Origin of the sequence: Ruegeria sp. HKCCD6428 (genome assembly GCF_013110595.1) — a bacterium.
GTDB lineage: Bacteria > Pseudomonadota > Alphaproteobacteria > Rhodobacterales > Rhodobacteraceae > Ruegeria.
Genome location: NZ_WVQX01000012.1, coordinates 1 through 18,929, shown reverse-complemented (window position 1 = coordinate 18,929; position 18,929 = coordinate 1). Strand labels below are relative to the sequence as shown.

Sequence of the window (18,929 nt, the reverse complement as noted above, 5' to 3'; positions counted from 1 at the left end):
ACCGACGTCCAATCTATGGAAAACAAAAAAGCCGCCCCAAAATGGGACGGCCTTTCTTTCACTGTCTCTCGAAAGAGGATCAGGCTGTCAGAGCAGCCTGAGCTTTGGCGACGATCGCGCCGAACGCTTCCGGTTCGTGCACGGCCAGGTCGGCCAGAACTTTGCGGTCCACTTCGATACCGGCCAGGGTCAGGCCGTTGATGAAGCGGGAATATGTCAGTGCTTCGTCATGCGAGCGCACAGCAGCGTTGATCCGCTGGATCCACAGTGCGCGGAAGTTGCGCTTGCGGTTCTTACGGTCGCGGGTTGCATACTGATTGGCCTTGTCGACGGCCTGACGGGCAACCTTGAAGGTGTTCTTGCGGCGGCCATAGTAACCTTTGGCGGCCTTGATGACCTTCTTGTGACGGGCGTGAGTTACGGTTCCACCTTTAACGCGGGACATGTCTTAATCTCCTCTTAGCGGTCGTAGGGCATGTAGCCCTTGACGATCTTGGCGTCGGGGGCGGACAGGGTGGTGTTGCCACGGGCGTCGCGGATGAATTTCTTGGTCCGCTTGATCATGCCGTGACGTTTGCCGGCCTGGCCAGCAAGGACCTTACCGGTCGCAGTCACCTTGAAGCGCTTCTTGGCGCTCGACTTTGTCTTCATCTTAGGCATTTCCGTCTCCTTTTTCGGGTTCGGTTCCAGACGCGACTCGGCATGCCATCTCGGCCGGTCACGCGATCAGAAGCGCCGTTTACGCAAGTTCGGTCATACTGGCAAGGGGGTTTGGATCAGATTCTGCGCTTTTTGCCGGCTGATCGGGCACTGGGGCGACAAAGGCCGCCCCAGTGATTGGGTTTAGTGTTCGAATTTCCGGATTTCACCGGTTTTCAGGCGCTCGGAATACGAAGCCAGCTCCTGACGCACCACTTTCATCAGGAAGTAGAGCGCAAAGACGTTGACCACCGCCATCGCAAAGATCGCCGCATCCGAGAAGTCGATGACCGGGCCAAGGTTGGCTGCGGCACCGATGACGACGAAGATGCAGAAGATGATCTTGAACACCAGCTCTTTGGTGTGGCCCTCACCGAACAGGTAGGTCCAGGCCTTGAGGCCATAGTATGACCAGCTGATCATGGTCGAGAAGGCAAACAGGATCACCGCAACCGCCAGGATATACGGGAAGAAACCGAACGCGCTGCCGAAGGCGGCAGAGGTCAGGCTGACGCCCGAGTTGCCGTCAACAGTGGCAATCGCCGTGCCGGCCTCATTCAGCATGTAGTTGCCGGTTTCGGGATCGATGATCAATTGCTGGGTGATGATGATGACCAGAGCGGTCATCGTGCAGATCACCACGGTGTCGATGAACGGTTCCAGCAAGGAAACGAAGCCTTCGGTGATCGGCTCCTTGGTCCGAACAGCCGAGTGTGCAATCGCTGCCGAGCCAACACCCGCTTCGTTCGAAAACGCCGCACGTTTGAAGCCCTGGATCAGCGCGCCGACCATGCCGCCTGCAACACCCAGACCGGTGAAGGCACCGGCGAAGATCTGGCCAAAGGCCCAGCCGATCATATCCGCATTCATCAAGATGATGACCAGAGCGGTCAGAACATAGAGAATGCCCATGAACGGTACCACCTTCTCGGTCACCCGTGCGATAGACTTCAGGCCACCAACGATGACCATGAAAACAACCGCTGCGAAGACCAGCCCGGTAATCCAGCCCGGATAGTCACCCACGATTCCCGCGATCTGCTGATGCGCCTGATTGGCCTGGAACATGTTGCCCCCACCCAGCGCGCCAAGGATACAGAAGATAGAGAACAAAACCGCCAGGATCTTGCCACCCGGCAAGCCCAGTTCGTTGAACCCTTTGGACATATAGTACATCGGGCCACCCGAGACGGTGCCGTCTTCGTACTCGTTGCGGTACTTCACGCCCAGCGTACATTCGGTGAATTTCGACGCCATCCCCAGGAGACCCGCCAGGATCATCCAGAAGGTTGCGCCCGGTCCGCCGATGCCGACGGCAACAGCAACACCCGCGATATTCCCCAGACCGACCGTACCGGAAAGCGCCGTGGCCAGAGCCTGAAAATGGCTGACCTCGCCCGCATCATTGGGGTCGGAATAGTCACCTTTGACAAGACTGATTGCGTGGCCAAAAAACCGCATCTGCACAAAAGCAAAATACAGCGTGAAGACCGTCGCAGCGATCACCAGCCACATCACGATCCATGGGAAACTGGTCCCGGGGAATGGCGCGAAGATGAAGCTGACGAATGGACCGGTCAGATCAGCGAAAGTCTGGTTGATTTTTTCATCAAGCCCCGGAGCTTCTTGCGCAAAGGCAGGGCTGGCGACAATAGCGGCTGCCATTGAGGCGCCGAGTTGTTTAAGCATTCTCATTTTGTCCCTCCCTTCAGTTCACAACCGTGACCGGAACATCGGCATGCATCACAAGGTTCTGGGTCGAGCTGCCGAAGATACGTTTCTTGATCCCGTCCGCCGAAGACCGGCCGACAACGATCTGCGAGCCGCCCATTTCCATTGTAATGGCGTTCAAGGTCTCGGCCACGTCACCGTGGCGAACAACACCCTGCGCTTCAAAACCAGCCTCTCTGAGGGCCTCAACGGCAGGTGTCACGATCCGCGACGTCGCCAGATCAACCTCTTCTTCCCGTCGTTTGTGACGCTGTGCGTTTTCTTCCGGTGTCTGAAAGGTGTAAGGGGACCATTCAATCACATAAGCGACCACCAGTTCACACGACCCGATCAACTTTGCCAAATCTTTGGCAAAGGTAATCACGCGCTCACCGGTCTCTGTCCCGTCGAGTCCTATGACAATCTTTGTTGTCATGTCGTTCCTCCATTATTTTTCATTTGGCCGAGGCCCGTGCCCCCGGCAGGGCAGCCGGAACTTGGAACTTTCAATAAGACCGCCCTTTGGTAAGTATCAGGAATTTTCACTAGGAATTGGGGATTTTTTTGGTCTATATTCAGTGGAAATTGTCGTTTTACACTAAAATAACAGGAAGTTTTACTGATTAGTAGAGAATTGGACAATATCGATCAACGCATCCTGCACGAGCTTGAGGCCAATGGCCGGCTCTCAATAGTTGAGCTTGCGGCGCGCGTAAACCTTACAAACACGCCCTGTTCCGAGCGTGTGAAACGACTGGAAAAGAACGGCTATATCAAGGGCTACAGCGCCATCGTCGACAAAGAGAGAATGGGGCTGGCCCTTCTGACCGTCGTACAGGTGTCGTTGACCGCAACGGCCGAGCAATCCCTGGAAAAATTCAACGAGGCCGTACGCGATGTGCCGGAAATCGAAAGCTGCCTGATGGTGGCAGGGTCGTTCGATTATCTTCTGACAGTCCGCACCCGCGATATCGCGCATTTCCGGATGATACTGGGTGAGAAGATCAACAAGCTGCCCGGGATTCACCAAACCAGCTCATTCACGGTCATGGAGGCCGTGAAAGAGCCGGTTGGCCAACGGGTGTCCGGGCCTTGATACCCGTTCCGGTTATTCGGGATCCGTGCTGTAGATCAGTCGCTCGTCACAGGGCGCCACGCGCAGAATGTTGGTGGTACCCGGTACGTTGAACGGCACCCCGGCGGTGACAACGATCTGGTCGGTTTCAGTTGCAAAGCCCCCTGCCCTTGCGGCGCGCGCTGCGTTTACAACCGCGCTTTTGAACCGTTCGAGCTCGGGCGTCATGACGCAGTTGCAACCCCAGCTCAGACAGAGTCTGCGCGCCGTTCCCATCAGCGACGTCATCGCGATAATCGGAACACCGGGACGTTCGCGCGCGGTCAATGCGGCTGTCGTGCCACTTTGCGTAAAGCAGCAGATCGCTTTGATATCGGTTTTCTCGGCTATTTCACGCGCGGCGGCAACAATCCCGTCCGCAACGGTGGTTCCCTTGGCGGTACGCGAGGCTGCGATGATCTGCGTATATGTCGGGTCGGCTTCGACTTCGATGGCAACCTTGTTCATCGTCTGCACCGCTTCGATCGGATAGGCACCGGCTGCCGATTCCGCGCTGAGCATGATGGCATCAGTGCCTTCGTAGATCGCCGTCGCAACGTCCGACACTTCGGCACGGGTCGGCATCGGGCTTTCGATCATGCTTTCCAGCATCTGTGTGGCGACGATGACGGGCTTGGCTGCCCCACGGCATTTACGGACCAGTCGTTTCTGGATCGGAGGCACGGCAGAAACAGGCAGTTCCACGCCCAGGTCGCCGCGTGCCACCATGATCCCGTCCGACGCATCAAGAATATCGTCAAACGCCTCAACTGCCGCAGGTTTTTCAATCTTGGACAGGATCGCCGCGCGACCATCCGCAAGCGCGCGGGCCTCGAAAACGTCCTTGGCGCGCTGCACGAAGCTCAGCGCCAACCAGTCCACACCCAGTTGGCAGACAAACTCCAGATCCTCTCGGTCCTTGGCCGACAAAGCCGCCAGCGGCAGCACCACATCAGGAACGTTGACACCCTTGCGGTTCGAGATCGTGCCACCCACCTCGACCGTGCAATTTGCAAAATCCTGCCCGCAGTCCTGAACGATCAGTCGGATCTTGCCGTCATTCACCAGCAGGCGCGCGCCCGGCTCAAGCGCCGCGAAAATCTCGGGATGCGGCAGGCAGACCCGGTTGATGTCGCCCGCAGCAGGGTCGAGGTCGAGCCGGAAGGACGCACCTTCTTCCAGCTCCTCTGCCTCATTGGCAAAGACACCAACGCGCAGCTTGGGCCCCTGAAGGTCGGCCAGAATGGCAATCGGGCTGTCCAGGTCCTTTTCCACCTGCCGAATGATCTTGTGCCGTTCGCGGATCTCATCATGGCTGCCGTGGCTCATGTTCAAACGAAAGACATCCGCGCCAGCCTCGTGCAGCGCACGAATCGTTTCATAGTCATTTGACGCTGGCCCCAGCGTCGCCACGATTTTCACATTTCTCAGGCGTCGCATTGGCATAGACCTCCTTACGTCTTCTCAAGTTTGCAGATCGGCTTACGCAAAATGTTACCGCAAACATCATCTCGATGCTTATTGCGCAATTCCCTTTTCAAAGCAACTGCCCTACACCAGCGGCAAACAAGATGACAGGCTCATGACATACACTCCATTTTTCGTCCACGGTGCGGATCGCCCGTCTCGCTGGCTGATTACATGCGACCATGCAACCAACACTGTTCCCCCAGACGTAAATGGCGGCGACCTCGGCCTGCCGCGCGAGGATATGGAACGCCATATCGCCTATGATGTCGGCGCGTATGAGGTGTCGAAACACTTGGGCGAGATCCTGAACGCGTCTGTGATTGCCGCCAACTTCTCGCGGCTGGTCATCGATCCGAACCGGGGTGAGGACGATCCCACGCTGTTGATGAAGCTCTATGATGGGTCAATCATACCCGGAAATCGCCATGCAGATGATGACGAGCGCGAACGTCGCCTGAATATGTGCTACCGCCCCTACCACGAGGCACTGGCACAAATGGCGGCCCTGCCCCATGCTGTGATCGTTTCGATGCATTCCTTCACCCGCCAGCTGCGCGGTCGTGAGCCGCGCCCGTGGCACATTGGCGTGCTGCACACCTCGGACGAGCGGTTCTCTGGCCCGCTGATCGAAAGGCTTCAGGCCGAGGAAGATCTGTGCGTTGGCGTCAACCAGCCGTATACCGGAGTTCTGCCGGGGGATGCGATCGACAAACACTGTACCGCGTTTGGACGCCCCAACGCACTGATCGAGCTGCGCAACGACTTGATCGCAGACCATGCGGGGCAAAGGGAATGGGCCGAGCGATTGGCGGTGATCCTGCAAGATGCATTGGAAGCCAGCGACCTTTGACCGCAAGTCCTGCGCGTGCTTTTCCGCTCATCACGCTGTTGTGAGCACGGCCTTCATGTCCCATATCAACTGGGAAAGGGGGTCATCATGACACAAGAGTTTTTGACGACGTTTTTTGGTTGGATGGCCGTGCTCAATATCGCGGTGCTTCTGTTTACCACCCTGATGGTTCTGCTTTTGCAGGATTGGATTGCCGACATTCACGGCAGGATGTTTCGGATGGAACGCCCGGATGTGAAACGCGCCTATTTCAGGTATCTTGCGAACTACAAAATCCTGACGCTGGTTTTCTGCATCGTGCCTTGGCTAGCATTGAAATTGATGTGAAAAGGCGCTTCGGCACGTCCGTTTCTTGTAACGGGTCCACTGGATTGTTAGGTCAGAAGCAACTCATTCGCCATCCGGAGCCAGATCATGGACAAGCAAACCGAAATTGAACTTCAGGCTGCCGCATTTCGCCGGTTGCAAAAACACCTGATGGAAGACCGCACGGACGTTCAGAACATCGACATGATGAACCTCGCCGGGTTTTGTCGCAACTGCCTGTCGCGCTGGTACCAGGAAGCGGCAAACGAAAAGGGAATCGAACTGGGCAAGGATGAAGCCCGCGAGATTTTCTACGGCATGACGATGGATGAATGGAAATCGAAATATCAAACCGAGGCCAGCCCCGAGAAACAGGCCGCCTTCAAGGTTGCGTTCGAAGAAAACGTCGGCACGAAAGACTGACAACGCAGAGCTCAAAAAGGCCCGCCGATCCGGCGGGCCTGTTGATTTGGATTACCGTTTCAAGCTGTTGTGCCACGCCCGCCATACGCTTTTGCGAGGCCCCTGGCCCAGACCAACAGATCAGAAGTCATGCGAAAAGCCCGTTTGCCTTGCCAAAATCAAGGTAGCACCTTTTGCTACGCAGGTTGTCGAGCACGTCTTCACCGGCGGAATTAGTATCTGAATGATACTCGGTAATTCCGGTGCCCTCTAACATACGATTCATCAAGTTGAACAAACCGCAAACTTGTATAGCGTCAAACAGCGCATTCTCGGACCAGCCGGCATCGTAGACTGCTTTTGCATCGGCTTCAGTCATGCGGGAGGGGCTGGTTGTTAATTTCCCGGAATAAGCCAAAATGGGTTTTAGACTGTCGTCGATATCCGCGCTTTCAAGATCATCCATCAAGTCCTCGATGGTGCTGACATCAATGCCGAAAGCCTTGGCATGCACGGTGTGCGCGCCATGACAAAAAGCGCAGGCGTTCAATCCGGAGACATAGGCTGCAATGATCTCTCGTTCCGCGATGCTGAGTTCACTGTCGCCCCGCATGACACGATTTTGGTACTCTGCCAGAGGTCCAAATTTCTCCGGGAAAGCGCGATAGACGTGGCCCAGATTCGCGTCTTCGGGCAGGGACGGAAACAGGTTTTTCATTTCAACCTCTCGAAAATCAGTATCTTGCATCCTAGCTGGGCTCCGGGCTTTCGCAAACAAGCAACCTTTTGCATGTCGCAAGGCGGCATGGGGTAGTTGGTGTTATCCCCGAAGATTGCAGTCAATTGCCGCGTTGCACGGTGTCAGTGTGCGTATGCTGTTGGCTAGTTTTAGGCATGCACGGAGTGCCGGACCTGTTTTGGAAGCTGTGGAAGCCTGTGACTGATGATCCAGGCCTTGCCGCAAACACGGGGGTTCCGGGTGCCCACAAGACGTTGGACATCTAGCGTGGTTTGGCCTTCAATCCACGCTCCTTGCCCAAAACAGACATCTTTAGCAGTCACATTACGATCCTTCACGAACTCTGGGTTCGGTCAGGTACCGAGCCGCTCGCCCACTATTGGAGCTGCAAAATATCCGGAACACAGAGTTTTCTTTTGGCCGGCATTATATCCGCACCATCAGATCGTTTCAGCCTTTTCGGCCCATCCTTGACCTTGACGTTCGGCTTGGACAATGGACCCCTCAAAGTCACTGGCCAGGGGCTTTTCGAAAGGGGTTCGCCAATCTTTCGGGGTTGCAGATTCAAATCCAGAGATTTTCCCGCCACATTAACATCGCCAAAAACAACAACCTGGACATGATCTGTTTCCAGGGTGGTTTGTTTGGTCGAAAAATTTCCATTTGAAATATTGATCGGCGCGCGCAAGCATACGATTGGCGCAACCTTTTGTTTTTCTTTTGTAAATACCCAAGGCAAGACCCCAAGCCCCGCCAGATCCAGAAGCTGCGTTTCGATCGAGCCGTCCCGCATTGAAACTGTAGCACTGCCATTCATGGTGTTGGCAAAATGTTTTGGTGAATCAGTTCCGCCGGTCACCGAAAAATCAGCATAGATCGTACCGCTGGCGCCCTTTTTGAAGTTCAGATTGTGGAGGATGTCATCCAGCTGCCAGCCGCCCGCCTTGCCGGTCAAAGTAAGCAGATGCGCGTCATTCGACAGATCCATTTGCCCGCTGACGTCGAAATGGGCGCCTCCGTATTCAAACTTCAACGGCCCGGCCTTAAGCTCTTCTTCGTTGAGGGTCAGATCACTCTGCAAACTGCTTATGCCTCTGGCGCCTTCGATATGCCGAAGTTCAATATCAACATCCATATCCATACCGGACAAGAGAATTGAACGGCCGATAGGTTCAAGCGTCACATCTCTCAGCGGACCGGTGGCACTGTCTTCTTGATCGGCATCTTCCTCGTCCGCCTCTGAACCGCCTAACTTCCTCAACTGTGCGACGGCCTGAATGATGGTGCGAATCTGATCCACCTTGATCAGCTCACTTTCAATAGTACCCCGCAATACAGGGGCACTTGTTGCATCATCAAGATCGGCCACGATTTGCAGGACAGAGTCGGCTACCTCGACAGCAGCATTTGCGTTCCAGTCAGTGCCCTGGCTGACAAGCCCGATTTCAAACCGCGCAGGACCGGTTTCGACACGTTCAAGTGACAGCGCCTCCAACAGATCCGCCCCGGATGGGACATCGACATCAATTGCCAGATCCAGGTCCTCGAATTTGAGCACGTTCTTGACCTTGCCATGCACCTCGAGATTCCAGACTTCCGTTTCGCTTGTCCGGCCATCCAGATTCGTTAAAGTCAGCTGATTTATGCCGCCGTTCAAATGAAAGTTGCCGGAAAACCTGCCAAGCTGGTCGTCCGGCCCCAACAACTCTGGAGAGATCAGACTGCTTGCCGGAATATCCATCAGACCTTCAGCTGATATGCCTTGCAACCTCAGCGCATCATCGACCGAGCCGTTCAAAATGACAAACGGATCAGCCGGGTTCCCAATTCTCAGGTTGATGCTTCCAACACGCAAGGCGCCTTCGGGTGTTCTGGATAGCTCGGAAAACTTGATTGGAGGCGGGCCTTCGCCCGAGGTGTCCAATGTGAACCCGTTGGTTTTGATAACCATTTGTCGCTGAGGAACCTGCCCAGGAACACTATCCATTACCATATCAACCGCAACAAGTTTAAGATCATATCGTGATGCGGCGGGGGCTGGTTCAGCATTTTCCGGGTACAACCGAATACGTGTTGTCAGCGATACATCTTCGGGGTTTCCCAATTCCCCGATTTGCCCGTTCAGCGAGAGGCTTTGACCACCATCCAACTCCGCCAGCACGGCCAGATCATCGATGCGGGAAGTGCCATTCGCCGTATGGAACGTTGCGCCAATACGCCCAGAGCCTTCCAATACTCGATCAAGTTTCAGGATGTCGAGAAGCTGGCCAAGTTCCACAATCTCTATAGTCGTCCTCACCTCAAGCCCGGCTTCCTGAGGGACTTCTTCGGCAAGAATAGAGACTTGTTCAAAAACCGCTGTTATCCGAAACGGGTCTTCCGCTGGAAACGTTCCGCTGAGCTCAAACCACTCGCCGTTCAGCGAACCTTCCCCAGCCGCAGAGGCCGTGTTGGTTTGATCGTCACGCTTCAAAAGCAGTTCAGGAAGCTGCAGATTCAGTTCAATCCCATTCAATTCATTCTGATAAAAAATGGTGATGTCGGTCAGGTCAACTGTGCGGTCCGACAGAATTCCGGCGACCGGTAGCATAGGAGGTTTTGCGGTTTGCGAAGCTGCTGCATTCGGTTGAGAAACAGAGTGCCAATTTCCAACGCCATCCTTGTCAGTGATCAGATTCAGGTGAAAACCCGAGATAGAAAGGCCACTTAGAGAAAGCTTATTGTTCCAGAGGTCACGCGCGGAAACCTCGAATTCAAGTTTGTCGATTGCCGCCAGCGTCGCATCTGCTTCCGGCGCCCCGGGTAGTACCAACCCCGCCGCTGATATCTGCAACTGCCGACCCAGACCGAGACGCACTTCATCTTCTATTCTGACGTCCTGACCAAGTTTCTTACTGATCAGGTTCTCAACAAAAGTGGCCCTGACAGAAGAAAACAACGCGGAGGACAGGAATAGCCAGGCCGCAAAGACAAAAACAAGCGCAACAGCGCAACAAATGAAAACACCTTTGACAACGTATCTCACGCTTCTCTCCCACGGCTCCAAGTCATCCTGAGCATCCTCATCAGACTGGTCCAAGTTGATTGTTAGTGCATCATCGGCCTGTAATCCATTGAGATGATGGATTTAGGTGCACTAAAGCGATAACGACGTTGGCTGAGTGAGCAATTTTTTGTTGCGATGTCTTCTCGATATTTCAATCGGTGTTCATGCGGCGAGCGGGTCGTAAATGACTTCGCCGTTTGAGCGGGTCACATTTAAAAGAAGCGAAGAGTTGTCATCCTCAGCAATATCGTCGGAAGCGCCGATCTATCCGCAGTGTCGACATGCTTGTTGTCGGCTCCAAACCAAAAAGCCAATGGAAATCGGTGCGCGAGCGTCTTCAACGTTAATATCACTCAGTATGGTGTTAAATCATGGATTAAGAGCATTTATCCAAATCTAATAGATAAGATTTGGCCCTTAGGAATCGTTTTATGCGTCTTTTGTGTCTGTGAGTTTCGTTTTGCGAGGCTGTCGCGGAGAAGCCATTGATCCATTGGATCAGTTGGATTGATTTTGGTTTGAGGGTTTGTTTTGGGAATTGCGACGCAGGTTGCGGGAGCAGGATTTGAACCTGCGACCTTCAGGTTATGAGATAGCTTATGGCCGCCTGCACCAACTACGCTAGAAAACGCTGATTTTCCCTATCTTATTGTAATCGTTGTTTTATTATTGACGACAAGCGCGCCCCGTTCCTACCTCTTACGCCATGAACCGCTTCCAGTTGCTTCCATAATGCTTCCACGGGGCGATGACAGAGAAAGGATGAGGGATGCCCAAACTGACCAAACGCGCCGTAGAAGCCTTACCGGTTGAGGCGAAAGACTACTTTGTTTGGGACAGCCAGATTGCGGGGTTTGGTGTCCGTGTCATGCCCTCTGGGGCAAAGACCTATCAGGCGCAGTATCGCAAAGGCGGACGGACACGACGCGTCTCCATCGGAAGACATGGCAAGATCACCGTCGACGAGGCCCGGAAGCTGGCAAAGGAACTGATGGGGCAAGTGGCTAAGGGTGAGAACCCCGCCGAAGAGATTGCCCAGCATCGCCGCGCGCCCACGGTCGCGGCTCTGTGCGAGCGGTTCTTTGATACCCACGTCAAGGAACGCTGCAAGCCGTCCACCCAAGGGGAGTATCGCAGGGCAATCGACCTGTTTATCGTTCCAGCAATTGGCAGCTTCAAAGTGGTCGACGTGGAACGGAAAGATATTGCCGAACTGCACCACAAGTTTCGGGACAAACCCTATCAAGCCAACCGGACGTTGGGCGTTTTGTCCAAGATGTTCAATCTGGCGGAAATCTGGGGTTTACGACCTGACGGGTCGAACCCCTGTCGCCATGTCCCAAAATACCGCGAAGAGAAACGGGAACGGTTTCTGAACCAAGATGAGTTGCAACGACTCGGGCAGGCTTTGACAGACGCGGAACGGGATGGCTCGGAGTCGCCCTTTGTCGTCGCCGCTTTCAGGCTACTAATCCTGACCGGGTGCCGTCTCGGTGAGATTCAAACCTTGCAATGGTCTTTCATCACAGACGCAGGAATGGAGCTTCCTGACACCAAGACGGGCGCGCGGCGCATTCCCCTGCCCCAACCGGCCCGAGCGGTTCTGAGCACCCTACCACGGCTTCCTGACAACCCTTATGTAATCACCGGGGCTGTTCCCGGCCACTACGCGACCGACCTGCAAAAGCCATGGCGTCGTATACGTAAGCGGGCCGGTTTGAATGATGTTCGTATTCATGACTTGCGCCACACCTATGCATCAAACGCCGTGTCATCGGGCATGCCGATCCAGATGGTCGGGCGGTTGCTGGGTCACAGTCAGATTCAGACCACCATGCGGTATGCGCATTTGGCAGATGATCCAGTACGGCAGGCTGCAGAAGAAAATGCGTCGCGACTCAATACGTTGGTCGGAGGGCAGGAAACCGGCAGGAGGCTGCGTCTGGTTAGGTAAGGCATTAAGGGCGACCAACTCCAAAGACGTATACGTAGGCTGCCTACATTACGTAGCGCGCCTACGTATACGATACGTTACATAGGGATTTTCTGCCCACCCGAGGCAAACACAACTCCGCGTATACGTAGGGTAGTAAAAAGCCTCGCCTCGAGCCGATACCTCCAATGACCGCTCTGAGCCCGAAGCGGAGGTGCTATTGGTTCGCCTTTCGCAAATGCAGCGAACTTTTTGCCAAATCCAATGACTGCGCCGCAAATTAAAAGAGGTCATTCATTCACAGCGCAAAGAACTTTGGGGCACCGATGTCGGACACTCGGACAAAAGGGCTCAACGGATCACTGCTAAGAATTTACTCGATCGGCCGTTTTGAGAATGCGCTAAACGTTGAAAATATCAGCCAGTCTCGCTCTGTCTGAGACGGGGCGGCGACAGGAAGAGCACCGCCCCGGAACCACCGGGCATATCAGGGGGAGGGGCAGTGCCCGGCGGTGATCTGTAAGACTTGCAGGTGCGTGTTCGCTATTTGATAGGAACGACCTTAACCTCTGAGGTAATTCGGGCCACGTAATCCGTAATAGCTTCGGCACTTTCCGGTTGATAGAGGCGGATGACCTGCGTCCAGCCGGGTTGCACGTCGATGTTGTTTGGCTGCCCCGGACAATTATATCGGAACGTGATGGAACCGTCCGCGTTCTCTTCCGCCGCCCGATTGTTCAGAGCAAAGTTCTCTTCGACGATCCAGCTTTCTGCACTGTAGGTCGTCACCGAGAAAAACGCACCGTCGTCAAATTTCAGAGGTGGGGACGGCAGGGTCATCTCGGAACATGCGCCTTCAGCCGAAGCGCCCTCAGGAACGATCGTCGAAATGTAGACAGCATCCTTGTAAGGCAAGCCGCCCCACCCTTTCGCTGTGGCAATCAGGAACATTTCCGGGTCAACATCCTCCGGGCGGCCAAAGAACAACTCCGGCTTGTCTGCTTCTGCTGCTCGAGCGACCAGCGAGGCCCTGACAACATCGAGGCTTTCGGTATCGAACCCCTTGGGCGCATAGGGCTCTGTCGAAGCGGCCTCAATCAGGAAGCCATCCTGATGCGCGTGCGCCTCTGCAAGTCCGGCCTCATCCGTTGATTTCAACCCGGTTCGCATGTTGAGAAACACGTAGCGGCCTGTGGTCAGGTCCTCAGGGGTCAGAGTGACGCTCTCGCCAGCATAAAGCACGTGCAGAGTATAGTGCGCCTCGTCGATGATCTGGATCATCGAAAGGTAATCCCAGTCAGGATTGGTGATCGTCGCACCACCCATCGTATCGACGACAGCATGGCTATAGAGCACATCCTTGTTCTCGGTGATTACGAACTGGTTGTCCGGACTGGATGGCTCGCGCGAATGCCGGATTGTGTTCACTTCATGCTCAGCAGAGTGCTCCGACATGTATTTGTCAGTTTCGGCGATCGTAAAATTGTCGAGAGTGACCTGGGTGCCATCAGCCATGGCCGCACCGGCAAAGATCATGCCGACGAAAAACACAGGTGCAAATGTTCGGGTCATCAGTTTGCCTCCGTGACGTCTGGCAATGTGTATGTCCGGTCGAGCACGGCCTGGCCGGGGCGGTAGATGCGCATCAAGAAGTTCCAGCCGTCGCTGATGTCGACGCGGTTGGGCTGTGCGCCGCAGAGCACCTCAGCGCCGTAGTGCACAGTGAAGGTGCCGTCGTCGTTCAGGCTCACGTTGCGGTCATTAACAATGTTGTTGTCGCTCTCCATGAAGCCGTCGGCGCCGTAGACGGTGATCGACCAGAAGGCATCATTGGGCGGCACTTCGTAGGTCGCCGTATAGCAGGCTTCCGCTGAGGCCGGGCCGGTGTAGTTGATGTAGACGGCATCTTTCTCCGGGAAGAGCCCCCAGGCACCAGCGACTGCGAGATGGCGGGTTTCCTCGTTCACTTCGCCTCGCGGGCCCATCCAGTCGGGCTCGTACTGGCTGAACTTCTGGAATTCCTTTTCGTACTCGGCACGCAGGGCGAGCATGCTGTCCACGTCCCATTGCGGTTCGGGGAAGAGATCGTGGCTTGCCGCTTCGATGACGAACTTGTTCTGCATATCGTTGACGAGCGCCACATCCGCCGGATCGCTCGGGTCCATGATCTGGATCCGCATGATCAGAGCGACATATTTGGTGTCGCCCGGGATCTCGTAAGTGCCCGGCTCGTAGAAGACCACGGGCGCGTAGTGGTCGTTGTCGATGACGAGGATAGAGAAATAGCGGTCATCCGGAAACTCAGGAATCGTGATCGTTGCGCCGCCCTCGGTATCGACCACGGAGCCGGCATAAAGCGTATCGCGGTTCATCCGTACCACGGCCTGCGCGTCCAGTGGCGTCGGCTTGCGGATGTAGTAGAAGCGGTTCACGTCACTTCCAGCATTAAGCTGGAACTGGGAGAAGGACATGTCGACTTCAGCCCGGATGTATGTCTTGGGCGTGACAGTTTCTTGAGCAAGCGCGGGCGCTGCAGCGAAAGTAATGAGACTGGCAGACTTAACAATTTCTTTCATTCACTTCTCCCAATCGTTTTCCGAGTTATCAGCCCCGACGTGACGTAGCTCAATCGAACGCCGCGACAACACCCACTTTGCTTTACTCGTGTCGTCTGACTGCCGGTGATTTTTCATGTATAGCACCTGCAGGGAATGTCTGTTTTGTCCGCATGGCGGACATTGCCCTTCTGAAACAGAGGTGCCCTAATGATCGGTCTAGCTGTACGCAGGTTAAGTTTGTGTCCCGTACATAAGATATACAGGGGACGTTGCACCCTATTAACTTTACTCACTACATCGCGTACCTATCCCGGGCATTTGAAAGGGCGGAGCAGTGAGCCAACCAACAACCAACCAGCTAGACCGTTTGTGGCGTAGTGGCTTTGCTATGACCCAAGCTTGGGTCGTGTATGCGGAGCCTAAGTTAAAGGAACGCTGGGAAGAGCTGCAGAGATCGTCAGCCATCAGCGCCCTTGAAGATGGAATGACCAAAGCTTCGGCTATGGAGGCAGACGCAGTCACCAAATTTCAAATGCTGCTGGAGGGACCACAGAAAATCCTAGAGGCACGCAATACTGTTAGACAAACCCTACAAGAGAACATCCTAAAATACATCGCGGGCGGCCATCTTCACGCCTATGGCTTTGAGCCGCCAAGGAAAGTTGCCAGTACCCCGATAGCAATTCCTAACGCAGCGTGGTCTGGCCGCTGCAATTGGGATGAGGGAAAACTGAGCTTTAGGGGATTGGAGTTCATTGAGGTACGTCTCACCACCAATTGTATTCGAAATGAAATCCTTGAGCGCGGTCATGTAGACACCACACCGTCGCGCGCGCCGGGTAGACCATCGGTCAAATCTGACATCGAAGCAGCTTTTCATGCGCTCCATGAAGCTGGCGAAATAGACCCAACGGCATCGCAAATGTCGCACTACCCTAAAGTCAGACGGTGGCTTGAATTGAACCGTCCAGACCTAGACGTGCCACCTGCTCAGATGTCGGACAAAACGATTCACAGAATTTTTTCACCGTTTTTCAATGATTTGAAGAAAATCTCAAATCTATAAATTGTTTGGGATTTTAGAGATATTTTTAGAGATTGGGGATTTGTCCAAGTCTAGAGCATCAGCAACTCAACACGGAGTAAATCGATGCTCATCAACGAACCTGCAAACGACAACAACCGCCCCGCGACAGATTATCTCGATGGCTTTATCGACGAAAGCAAAGCCGCCGACTTCCTGTGTCAGAGCGTGCGCACCATCCAGAAATGGCGCGTGACGGGGTTTGGCCCGAAATTCTACAAGTCGGGTCGGTCTGTCCGCTACCGCCGCCGTGAGCTTTTGGAATGGGCTGAGGCGCGCCGCTACGGCAACACCAGCAGTTACACCGCAGCCTGAGTTTTGCCCGCGCAGGGTTGGCAGCGCTGCGCGGGATTTTGGGGCCGGAATGGCTCTGACGGGGCGCGGTCGAAACGGTCCCGCGTCCCTTTCCTCAAACATCAACAGAAAGACACTGAACCATGGCAAATCAGCCTGCACAGAAATTCAAAATTGGACTGATCACTGCAACCATCTGGGATAATGACGGCTTCTATTCGGTCGATATGTCCCGCGCCTACAAAACCGACACCGGCGAATGGCGCAATTCGAACAGCTTCCACCATTCGGACCTGCTCAATATTGCCAAATGCGCGGAGCGCGCCGAAATCTGGATTGGCCGTCAAACCAATGCCAGGTGATGGCAGCGCCGGAGCGGCTTCGCTCCGGCCCCAAAACAAATGCTGCCCCGCCGGAGGCACAAAGGGGGCATAAGCCCCCGCACTCTTTTCCCCACATCGCCAATTATCCCAGCGGCAGGGTATGCCGCGATTGAGGGGGGTCTTGTAACACCCCCCTCCACGAATACGAAAGCGAAGGTCAGCGTAAATGGAAGCTACTATCCTGCATTCGGGCTTCGATGGGCTGAAATTTACTGTTCAAGCCGATATCCCCGACGACTTTCGCGAAGAACTGGCATCTGCCAAGCAACATGCCAAAGAAACCTACGGAGATTGCGTCCTTGAATTTGGCACCGTGTCACTCAACGTGACCAGCAAAGGTGCAAGAGGCTTTACCGCTCATACAGGCGACCACGGGGCCGTATGGCTGTTCCAAGACCCGCAGGACCGTATTTCCAACAATCCCGGCATCACCGTCGACTTTCGCGCCTTTGGCCTTGCTACAGGCGGTCTGGAAGATGCTGAGCAACACTTTCGTCACTGCATGGAAGCGTTTGGCATCAAATATGTAGAAACGCAATTGCGGGTCGCGCGGGCTGACTTCGCCGTGGACTTGCTGGCCCCTTGGTTTGAACCCGACCGCGAAGCCTTGGTTGTTCCACCCGGCACCAAAGTCACGGAATACACGGGCGTTGATGAAACCGCGACGGTTGCCAGCGGGGCGCGTGTGGTTGGCCTGCGTGCCGGGGCCGTCGCCAACCGGCAATTGGCGATCTATGACAAGCGGGCCGAAGTGATCCAGCAGAACAAGATGGGCTGGCTAACCATCTGGAATGCGGCACTGGAAGCTGCGGGCAAACCGCCCCTTGATCTGACTGACCGGGCATCAAGTCAGGTCTGGCGCTTTGAGGTGCGGCTTGGCTCCAAGCAACTCCGCAACCGCTTCGAAATGCGGAATTGGCAGGATGTGAATAATATCATCGGGGACGCTTTCACAGACGCGCTGGGGCGCATTCGTTACTGCATGCCGACCGCAGACGGAAACCGCGCCCGATGGCCCACCCACGAACTTTGGCACCAATTTGAGGCTGTGGTTGGCAACGACCTATTGCAGAACTGTGCGGGCGTTCTGCCCAGCGATGTAGTTAAAGCTAACCGGGCTGCGAAGATGCGGGAATTGGACGCGCAGCTTGCAGGGCTGTTTGTAACGCGCGCAGCGATTTCGGACGTGTCTGCGGACAGTTTTGGCGACTTTTTGGAGAACCATTCGGATGTTTTGGCTCGGCTGATTGAAGAAAACTCTACACCGCTCCCTGAAAGGTTGTCCAAAGCGCGCGGGAAGTATCGGTTGTCTTGAGTAAGGGCCACTGAGCTGCCCTTCGCTGCTAGTGCAAGACTGGGTCTCAGCGACGTCGGCAATGCACAGGAAGCGGACTTTAAATCAAAGATGCAGTGATTTTGCGCCGTGGACAGCGGCTATGTGGACAAAAACTTCCGTTGGACCGGCTCCTATTCACAGGGAAATGCTTCCGTCAGAGCATTCGTAAACAGAATTTGTGCGGGTATGTGGCGAAGCTCGGGGTTCTCTTTCAAGTAAGCTACAAACACATCGACCATCTGCACTGAATTGACAGTGTTCGGAGTGCAGTATCCGAGGACATCCGTGACCGCTCTCATCGTTTCTTGAAGGCTCGACCCTTCGACGTTTTGTTGTGCGGCAAGCGCAGTGTACATTCCACCATCATTTACGCCAAAAACGTAGCCGGAACAGAACGCTTCGTCGCTGCGCACAGTACTGCTACAAACTTCCCACAGCGCGTTTCCATCTAGGCTCTGGGCTGACACGACCCCGGCGCTAGAAGTCAAAATAGTAGCTAAGACCAGATGCTTCATTTGCTAATCCTATCACTCGGCATGGTGGCAGTGTCTTCGGATTAGATTTACTTACCTAAGAGTTATGTGCCTTTTTAATCTGTGCCAACTTCTTTCTCAAAATCGCCAGTTTTTGGGAGCACTCTCATAGCGGATTTATCGATCGGCTATACTGGCAATGACCGCTACGGGCTCATTTGTTGGAATTTGCGCAAGCTTCGTTTGTTGCGCGTTCGCCACACGCGGTTTGTGTGTCGCTTGCTTCCACAGTGCTTCCACGGGGTGTTGGCGCGCGGCGGCATTGCCGCTTGATCCGACCCTTAACGCATTGCTTTAGTTGAGGAATTATTGGTTGCGGGAGCAGGATTTGAACCTGCGACCTTCAGGTTATGAGCCTGACGAGGTTTGATCGTTAAGCAAACAGTCCAGTGGACTGTTTGTAGATCGAACGGGCTGCTGGAAGTTGGTTGCGGGGAGAGGATTTGAACCTCTGACCTTCAGGTTATGAGCC

General features: G+C 54.8%; 19 protein-coding genes. 9 read left to right on the top strand and 10 right to left on the bottom strand.

The window, feature by feature from the left end:
• Positions 1-79: 79 nt before the first annotated feature.
• The 4 genes from rplT to GS620_RS19610 form a co-directional block, all read right to left on the bottom strand.
• Positions 80-445 carry a 50S ribosomal protein L20 gene (gene rplT / locus GS620_RS19625; protein WP_171617484.1) on the bottom strand — a complete coding sequence of 122 codons (366 nt, stop codon included), beginning with the start codon at positions 443-445 and terminating at the stop codon, positions 80-82.
• Positions 446-459: 14 nt separating this feature from the next.
• Complete coding sequence (gene rpmI / locus GS620_RS19620; protein WP_010443552.1) at positions 460-660, bottom strand: 50S ribosomal protein L35; 201 nt, start codon at positions 658-660, stop codon at positions 460-462.
• A gap of 183 nt (positions 661-843) precedes the next feature.
• Complete coding sequence (locus GS620_RS19615) at positions 844-2,394, bottom strand: sodium:alanine symporter family protein (RefSeq protein ID WP_152457000.1); 1,551 nt, start codon at positions 2,392-2,394, stop codon at positions 844-846.
• A gap of 13 nt (positions 2,395-2,407) precedes the next feature.
• Positions 2,408-2,845 carry a universal stress protein gene (locus GS620_RS19610; protein ID WP_152456999.1) on the bottom strand — a complete coding sequence of 146 codons (438 nt, stop codon included), beginning with the start codon at positions 2,843-2,845 and terminating at the stop codon, positions 2,408-2,410.
• A gap of 198 nt (positions 2,846-3,043) precedes the next feature.
• Here GS620_RS19610 and GS620_RS19605 point away from each other — a divergent pair, with 198 nt between their 5' ends.
• The gene (locus tag GS620_RS19605) at positions 3,044-3,505 is read left to right on the top strand and encodes an Lrp/AsnC family transcriptional regulator (protein WP_174830357.1); all 462 of its coding nucleotides are present in this window, start codon (positions 3,044-3,046) and stop codon (positions 3,503-3,505) included.
• 12 nt (positions 3,506-3,517) lie between these two features.
• On the opposite strand, the gene pyk is transcribed toward GS620_RS19605, so the two are convergent.
• Complete coding sequence (gene pyk / locus GS620_RS19600) at positions 3,518-4,963, bottom strand: pyruvate kinase (protein ID WP_171617483.1); 1,446 nt, start codon at positions 4,961-4,963, stop codon at positions 3,518-3,520.
• A 142-nt stretch (positions 4,964-5,105) separates the two neighbouring features.
• Between pyk and GS620_RS19595 the strand changes: the two genes are divergently transcribed.
• The 3 genes from GS620_RS19595 (at position 5,106) to GS620_RS19585 (ending at position 6,572) form a co-directional block, all read left to right on the top strand.
• Complete coding sequence (locus GS620_RS19595; protein WP_171617482.1) at positions 5,106-5,843, top strand: N-formylglutamate amidohydrolase; 738 nt, start codon at positions 5,106-5,108, stop codon at positions 5,841-5,843.
• 87 nt (positions 5,844-5,930) lie between these two features.
• Positions 5,931-6,170 carry a DUF6868 family protein gene (locus GS620_RS19590; RefSeq protein ID WP_152456995.1) on the top strand — a complete coding sequence of 80 codons (240 nt, stop codon included), beginning with the start codon at positions 5,931-5,933 and terminating at the stop codon, positions 6,168-6,170.
• A gap of 87 nt (positions 6,171-6,257) precedes the next feature.
• Positions 6,258-6,572: a DUF1244 domain-containing protein gene (locus GS620_RS19585; RefSeq protein WP_152456994.1), complete on the top strand. Its 315-nt coding sequence runs from the start codon at positions 6,258-6,260 to the stop codon at positions 6,570-6,572.
• Between the two features lie 127 nt (positions 6,573-6,699).
• Here GS620_RS19585 and GS620_RS19580 read toward each other — a convergent pair whose 3' ends face one another.
• Positions 6,700-7,299 (bottom strand): carboxymuconolactone decarboxylase family protein, encoded by a 600-nt coding sequence (locus GS620_RS19580; RefSeq protein ID WP_253283998.1) that lies wholly within the window; start codon positions 7,297-7,299, stop codon positions 6,700-6,702.
• Between the two features lie 367 nt (positions 7,300-7,666).
• Positions 7,667-10,315, bottom strand: coding sequence for an AsmA family protein (locus tag GS620_RS22325; RefSeq protein WP_171617481.1), 2,649 nt, complete (start codon positions 10,313-10,315; stop codon positions 7,667-7,669).
• A 790-nt stretch (positions 10,316-11,105) separates the two neighbouring features.
• Between GS620_RS22325 and GS620_RS19570 the strand changes: the two genes are divergently transcribed.
• Positions 11,106-12,290, top strand: a complete 1,185-nt coding sequence (locus tag GS620_RS19570; RefSeq protein ID WP_171617480.1) for a site-specific integrase — start codon at positions 11,106-11,108, stop codon at positions 12,288-12,290.
• 522 nt (positions 12,291-12,812) lie between these two features.
• Here GS620_RS19570 and GS620_RS19565 read toward each other — a convergent pair.
• Together GS620_RS19565 and GS620_RS19560 are read right to left on the bottom strand one after the other, a co-directional pair.
• A complete protein-coding gene (locus GS620_RS19565) occupies positions 12,813-13,841 on the bottom strand; it encodes a DUF1254 domain-containing protein (protein ID WP_209509258.1) in 1,029 nt (342 codons plus the stop codon).
• A complete protein-coding gene (locus tag GS620_RS19560) occupies positions 13,841-14,845 on the bottom strand; it encodes a DUF1254 domain-containing protein (protein ID WP_170337759.1) in 1,005 nt (334 codons plus the stop codon). Before GS620_RS19560 ends, GS620_RS19565 begins: the two co-directional genes overlap by 1 nt.
• Before the next feature lie 316 nt (positions 14,846-15,161).
• Here GS620_RS19560 and GS620_RS19555 point away from each other — a divergent pair, with 316 nt between their 5' ends.
• The 4 genes from GS620_RS19555 (at position 15,162) to GS620_RS19540 (ending at position 17,903) form a co-directional block, all read left to right on the top strand.
• Positions 15,162-15,893 (top strand): hypothetical protein, encoded by a 732-nt coding sequence (locus GS620_RS19555; RefSeq protein ID WP_171172782.1) that lies wholly within the window; start codon positions 15,162-15,164, stop codon positions 15,891-15,893.
• 84 nt (positions 15,894-15,977) lie between these two features.
• Positions 15,978-16,226 carry an AlpA family transcriptional regulator gene (locus GS620_RS19550; protein WP_171617479.1) on the top strand — a complete coding sequence of 83 codons (249 nt, stop codon included), beginning with the start codon at positions 15,978-15,980 and terminating at the stop codon, positions 16,224-16,226.
• 122 nt (positions 16,227-16,348) lie between these two features.
• Entirely contained in the window at positions 16,349-16,567 is a 219-nt protein-coding gene (locus GS620_RS19545) for a hypothetical protein (RefSeq protein WP_170601468.1), read from the top strand.
• A gap of 187 nt (positions 16,568-16,754) precedes the next feature.
• Positions 16,755-17,903 (top strand): hypothetical protein, encoded by a 1,149-nt coding sequence (locus GS620_RS19540; protein ID WP_171617478.1) that lies wholly within the window; start codon positions 16,755-16,757, stop codon positions 17,901-17,903.
• A 152-nt stretch (positions 17,904-18,055) separates the two neighbouring features.
• Here the strand turns inward: GS620_RS19540 and GS620_RS19535 are convergent, their stop codons facing one another.
• On the bottom strand, positions 18,056-18,439 hold the full coding sequence (locus tag GS620_RS19535; protein WP_171172796.1) for a Rap1a/Tai family immunity protein: 384 nt from the start codon (positions 18,437-18,439) through the stop codon (positions 18,056-18,058).
• Between the last annotated feature and the right edge of the window lie 490 nt (positions 18,440-18,929).

Coding starts and splice junctions, on each gene's coding strand:
- GS620_RS19570 (WP_171617480.1), top strand. CDS start 11,106: ATGCCCAAACTGACCAAACGCGCCGTAGAAGCCTTACCGGTTGAGGCG.
- GS620_RS19560 (WP_170337759.1), bottom strand. CDS start 14,845: ATGAAAGAAATTGTTAAGTCTGCCAGTCTCATTACTTTCGCTGCAGCG.
- pyk (WP_171617483.1), bottom strand. CDS start 4,963: ATGCGACGCCTGAGAAATGTGAAAATCGTGGCGACGCTGGGGCCAGCG.
- GS620_RS19610 (WP_152456999.1), bottom strand. CDS start 2,845: ATGACAACAAAGATTGTCATAGGACTCGACGGGACAGAGACCGGTGAG.
- GS620_RS19550 (WP_171617479.1), top strand. CDS start 15,978: ATGCTCATCAACGAACCTGCAAACGACAACAACCGCCCCGCGACAGAT.
- GS620_RS19540 (WP_171617478.1), top strand. CDS start 16,755: ATGGAAGCTACTATCCTGCATTCGGGCTTCGATGGGCTGAAATTTACT.
- rplT (WP_171617484.1), bottom strand. CDS start 445: ATGTCCCGCGTTAAAGGTGGAACCGTAACTCACGCCCGTCACAAGAAG.
- GS620_RS19565 (WP_209509258.1), bottom strand. CDS start 13,841: ATGACCCGAACATTTGCACCTGTGTTTTTCGTCGGCATGATCTTTGCC.
- GS620_RS19615 (WP_152457000.1), bottom strand. CDS start 2,394: ATGAGAATGCTTAAACAACTCGGCGCCTCAATGGCAGCCGCTATTGTC.
- GS620_RS19545 (WP_170601468.1), top strand. CDS start 16,349: ATGGCAAATCAGCCTGCACAGAAATTCAAAATTGGACTGATCACTGCA.
- GS620_RS19580 (WP_253283998.1), bottom strand. CDS start 7,299: ATGCAAGATACTGATTTTCGAGAGGTTGAAATGAAAAACCTGTTTCCG.
- GS620_RS19535 (WP_171172796.1), bottom strand. CDS start 18,439: ATGAAGCATCTGGTCTTAGCTACTATTTTGACTTCTAGCGCCGGGGTC.
- GS620_RS19585 (WP_152456994.1), top strand. CDS start 6,258: ATGGACAAGCAAACCGAAATTGAACTTCAGGCTGCCGCATTTCGCCGG.
- GS620_RS19590 (WP_152456995.1), top strand. CDS start 5,931: ATGACACAAGAGTTTTTGACGACGTTTTTTGGTTGGATGGCCGTGCTC.
- rpmI (WP_010443552.1), bottom strand. CDS start 660: ATGCCTAAGATGAAGACAAAGTCGAGCGCCAAGAAGCGCTTCAAGGTG.
- GS620_RS19595 (WP_171617482.1), top strand. CDS start 5,106: ATGACATACACTCCATTTTTCGTCCACGGTGCGGATCGCCCGTCTCGC.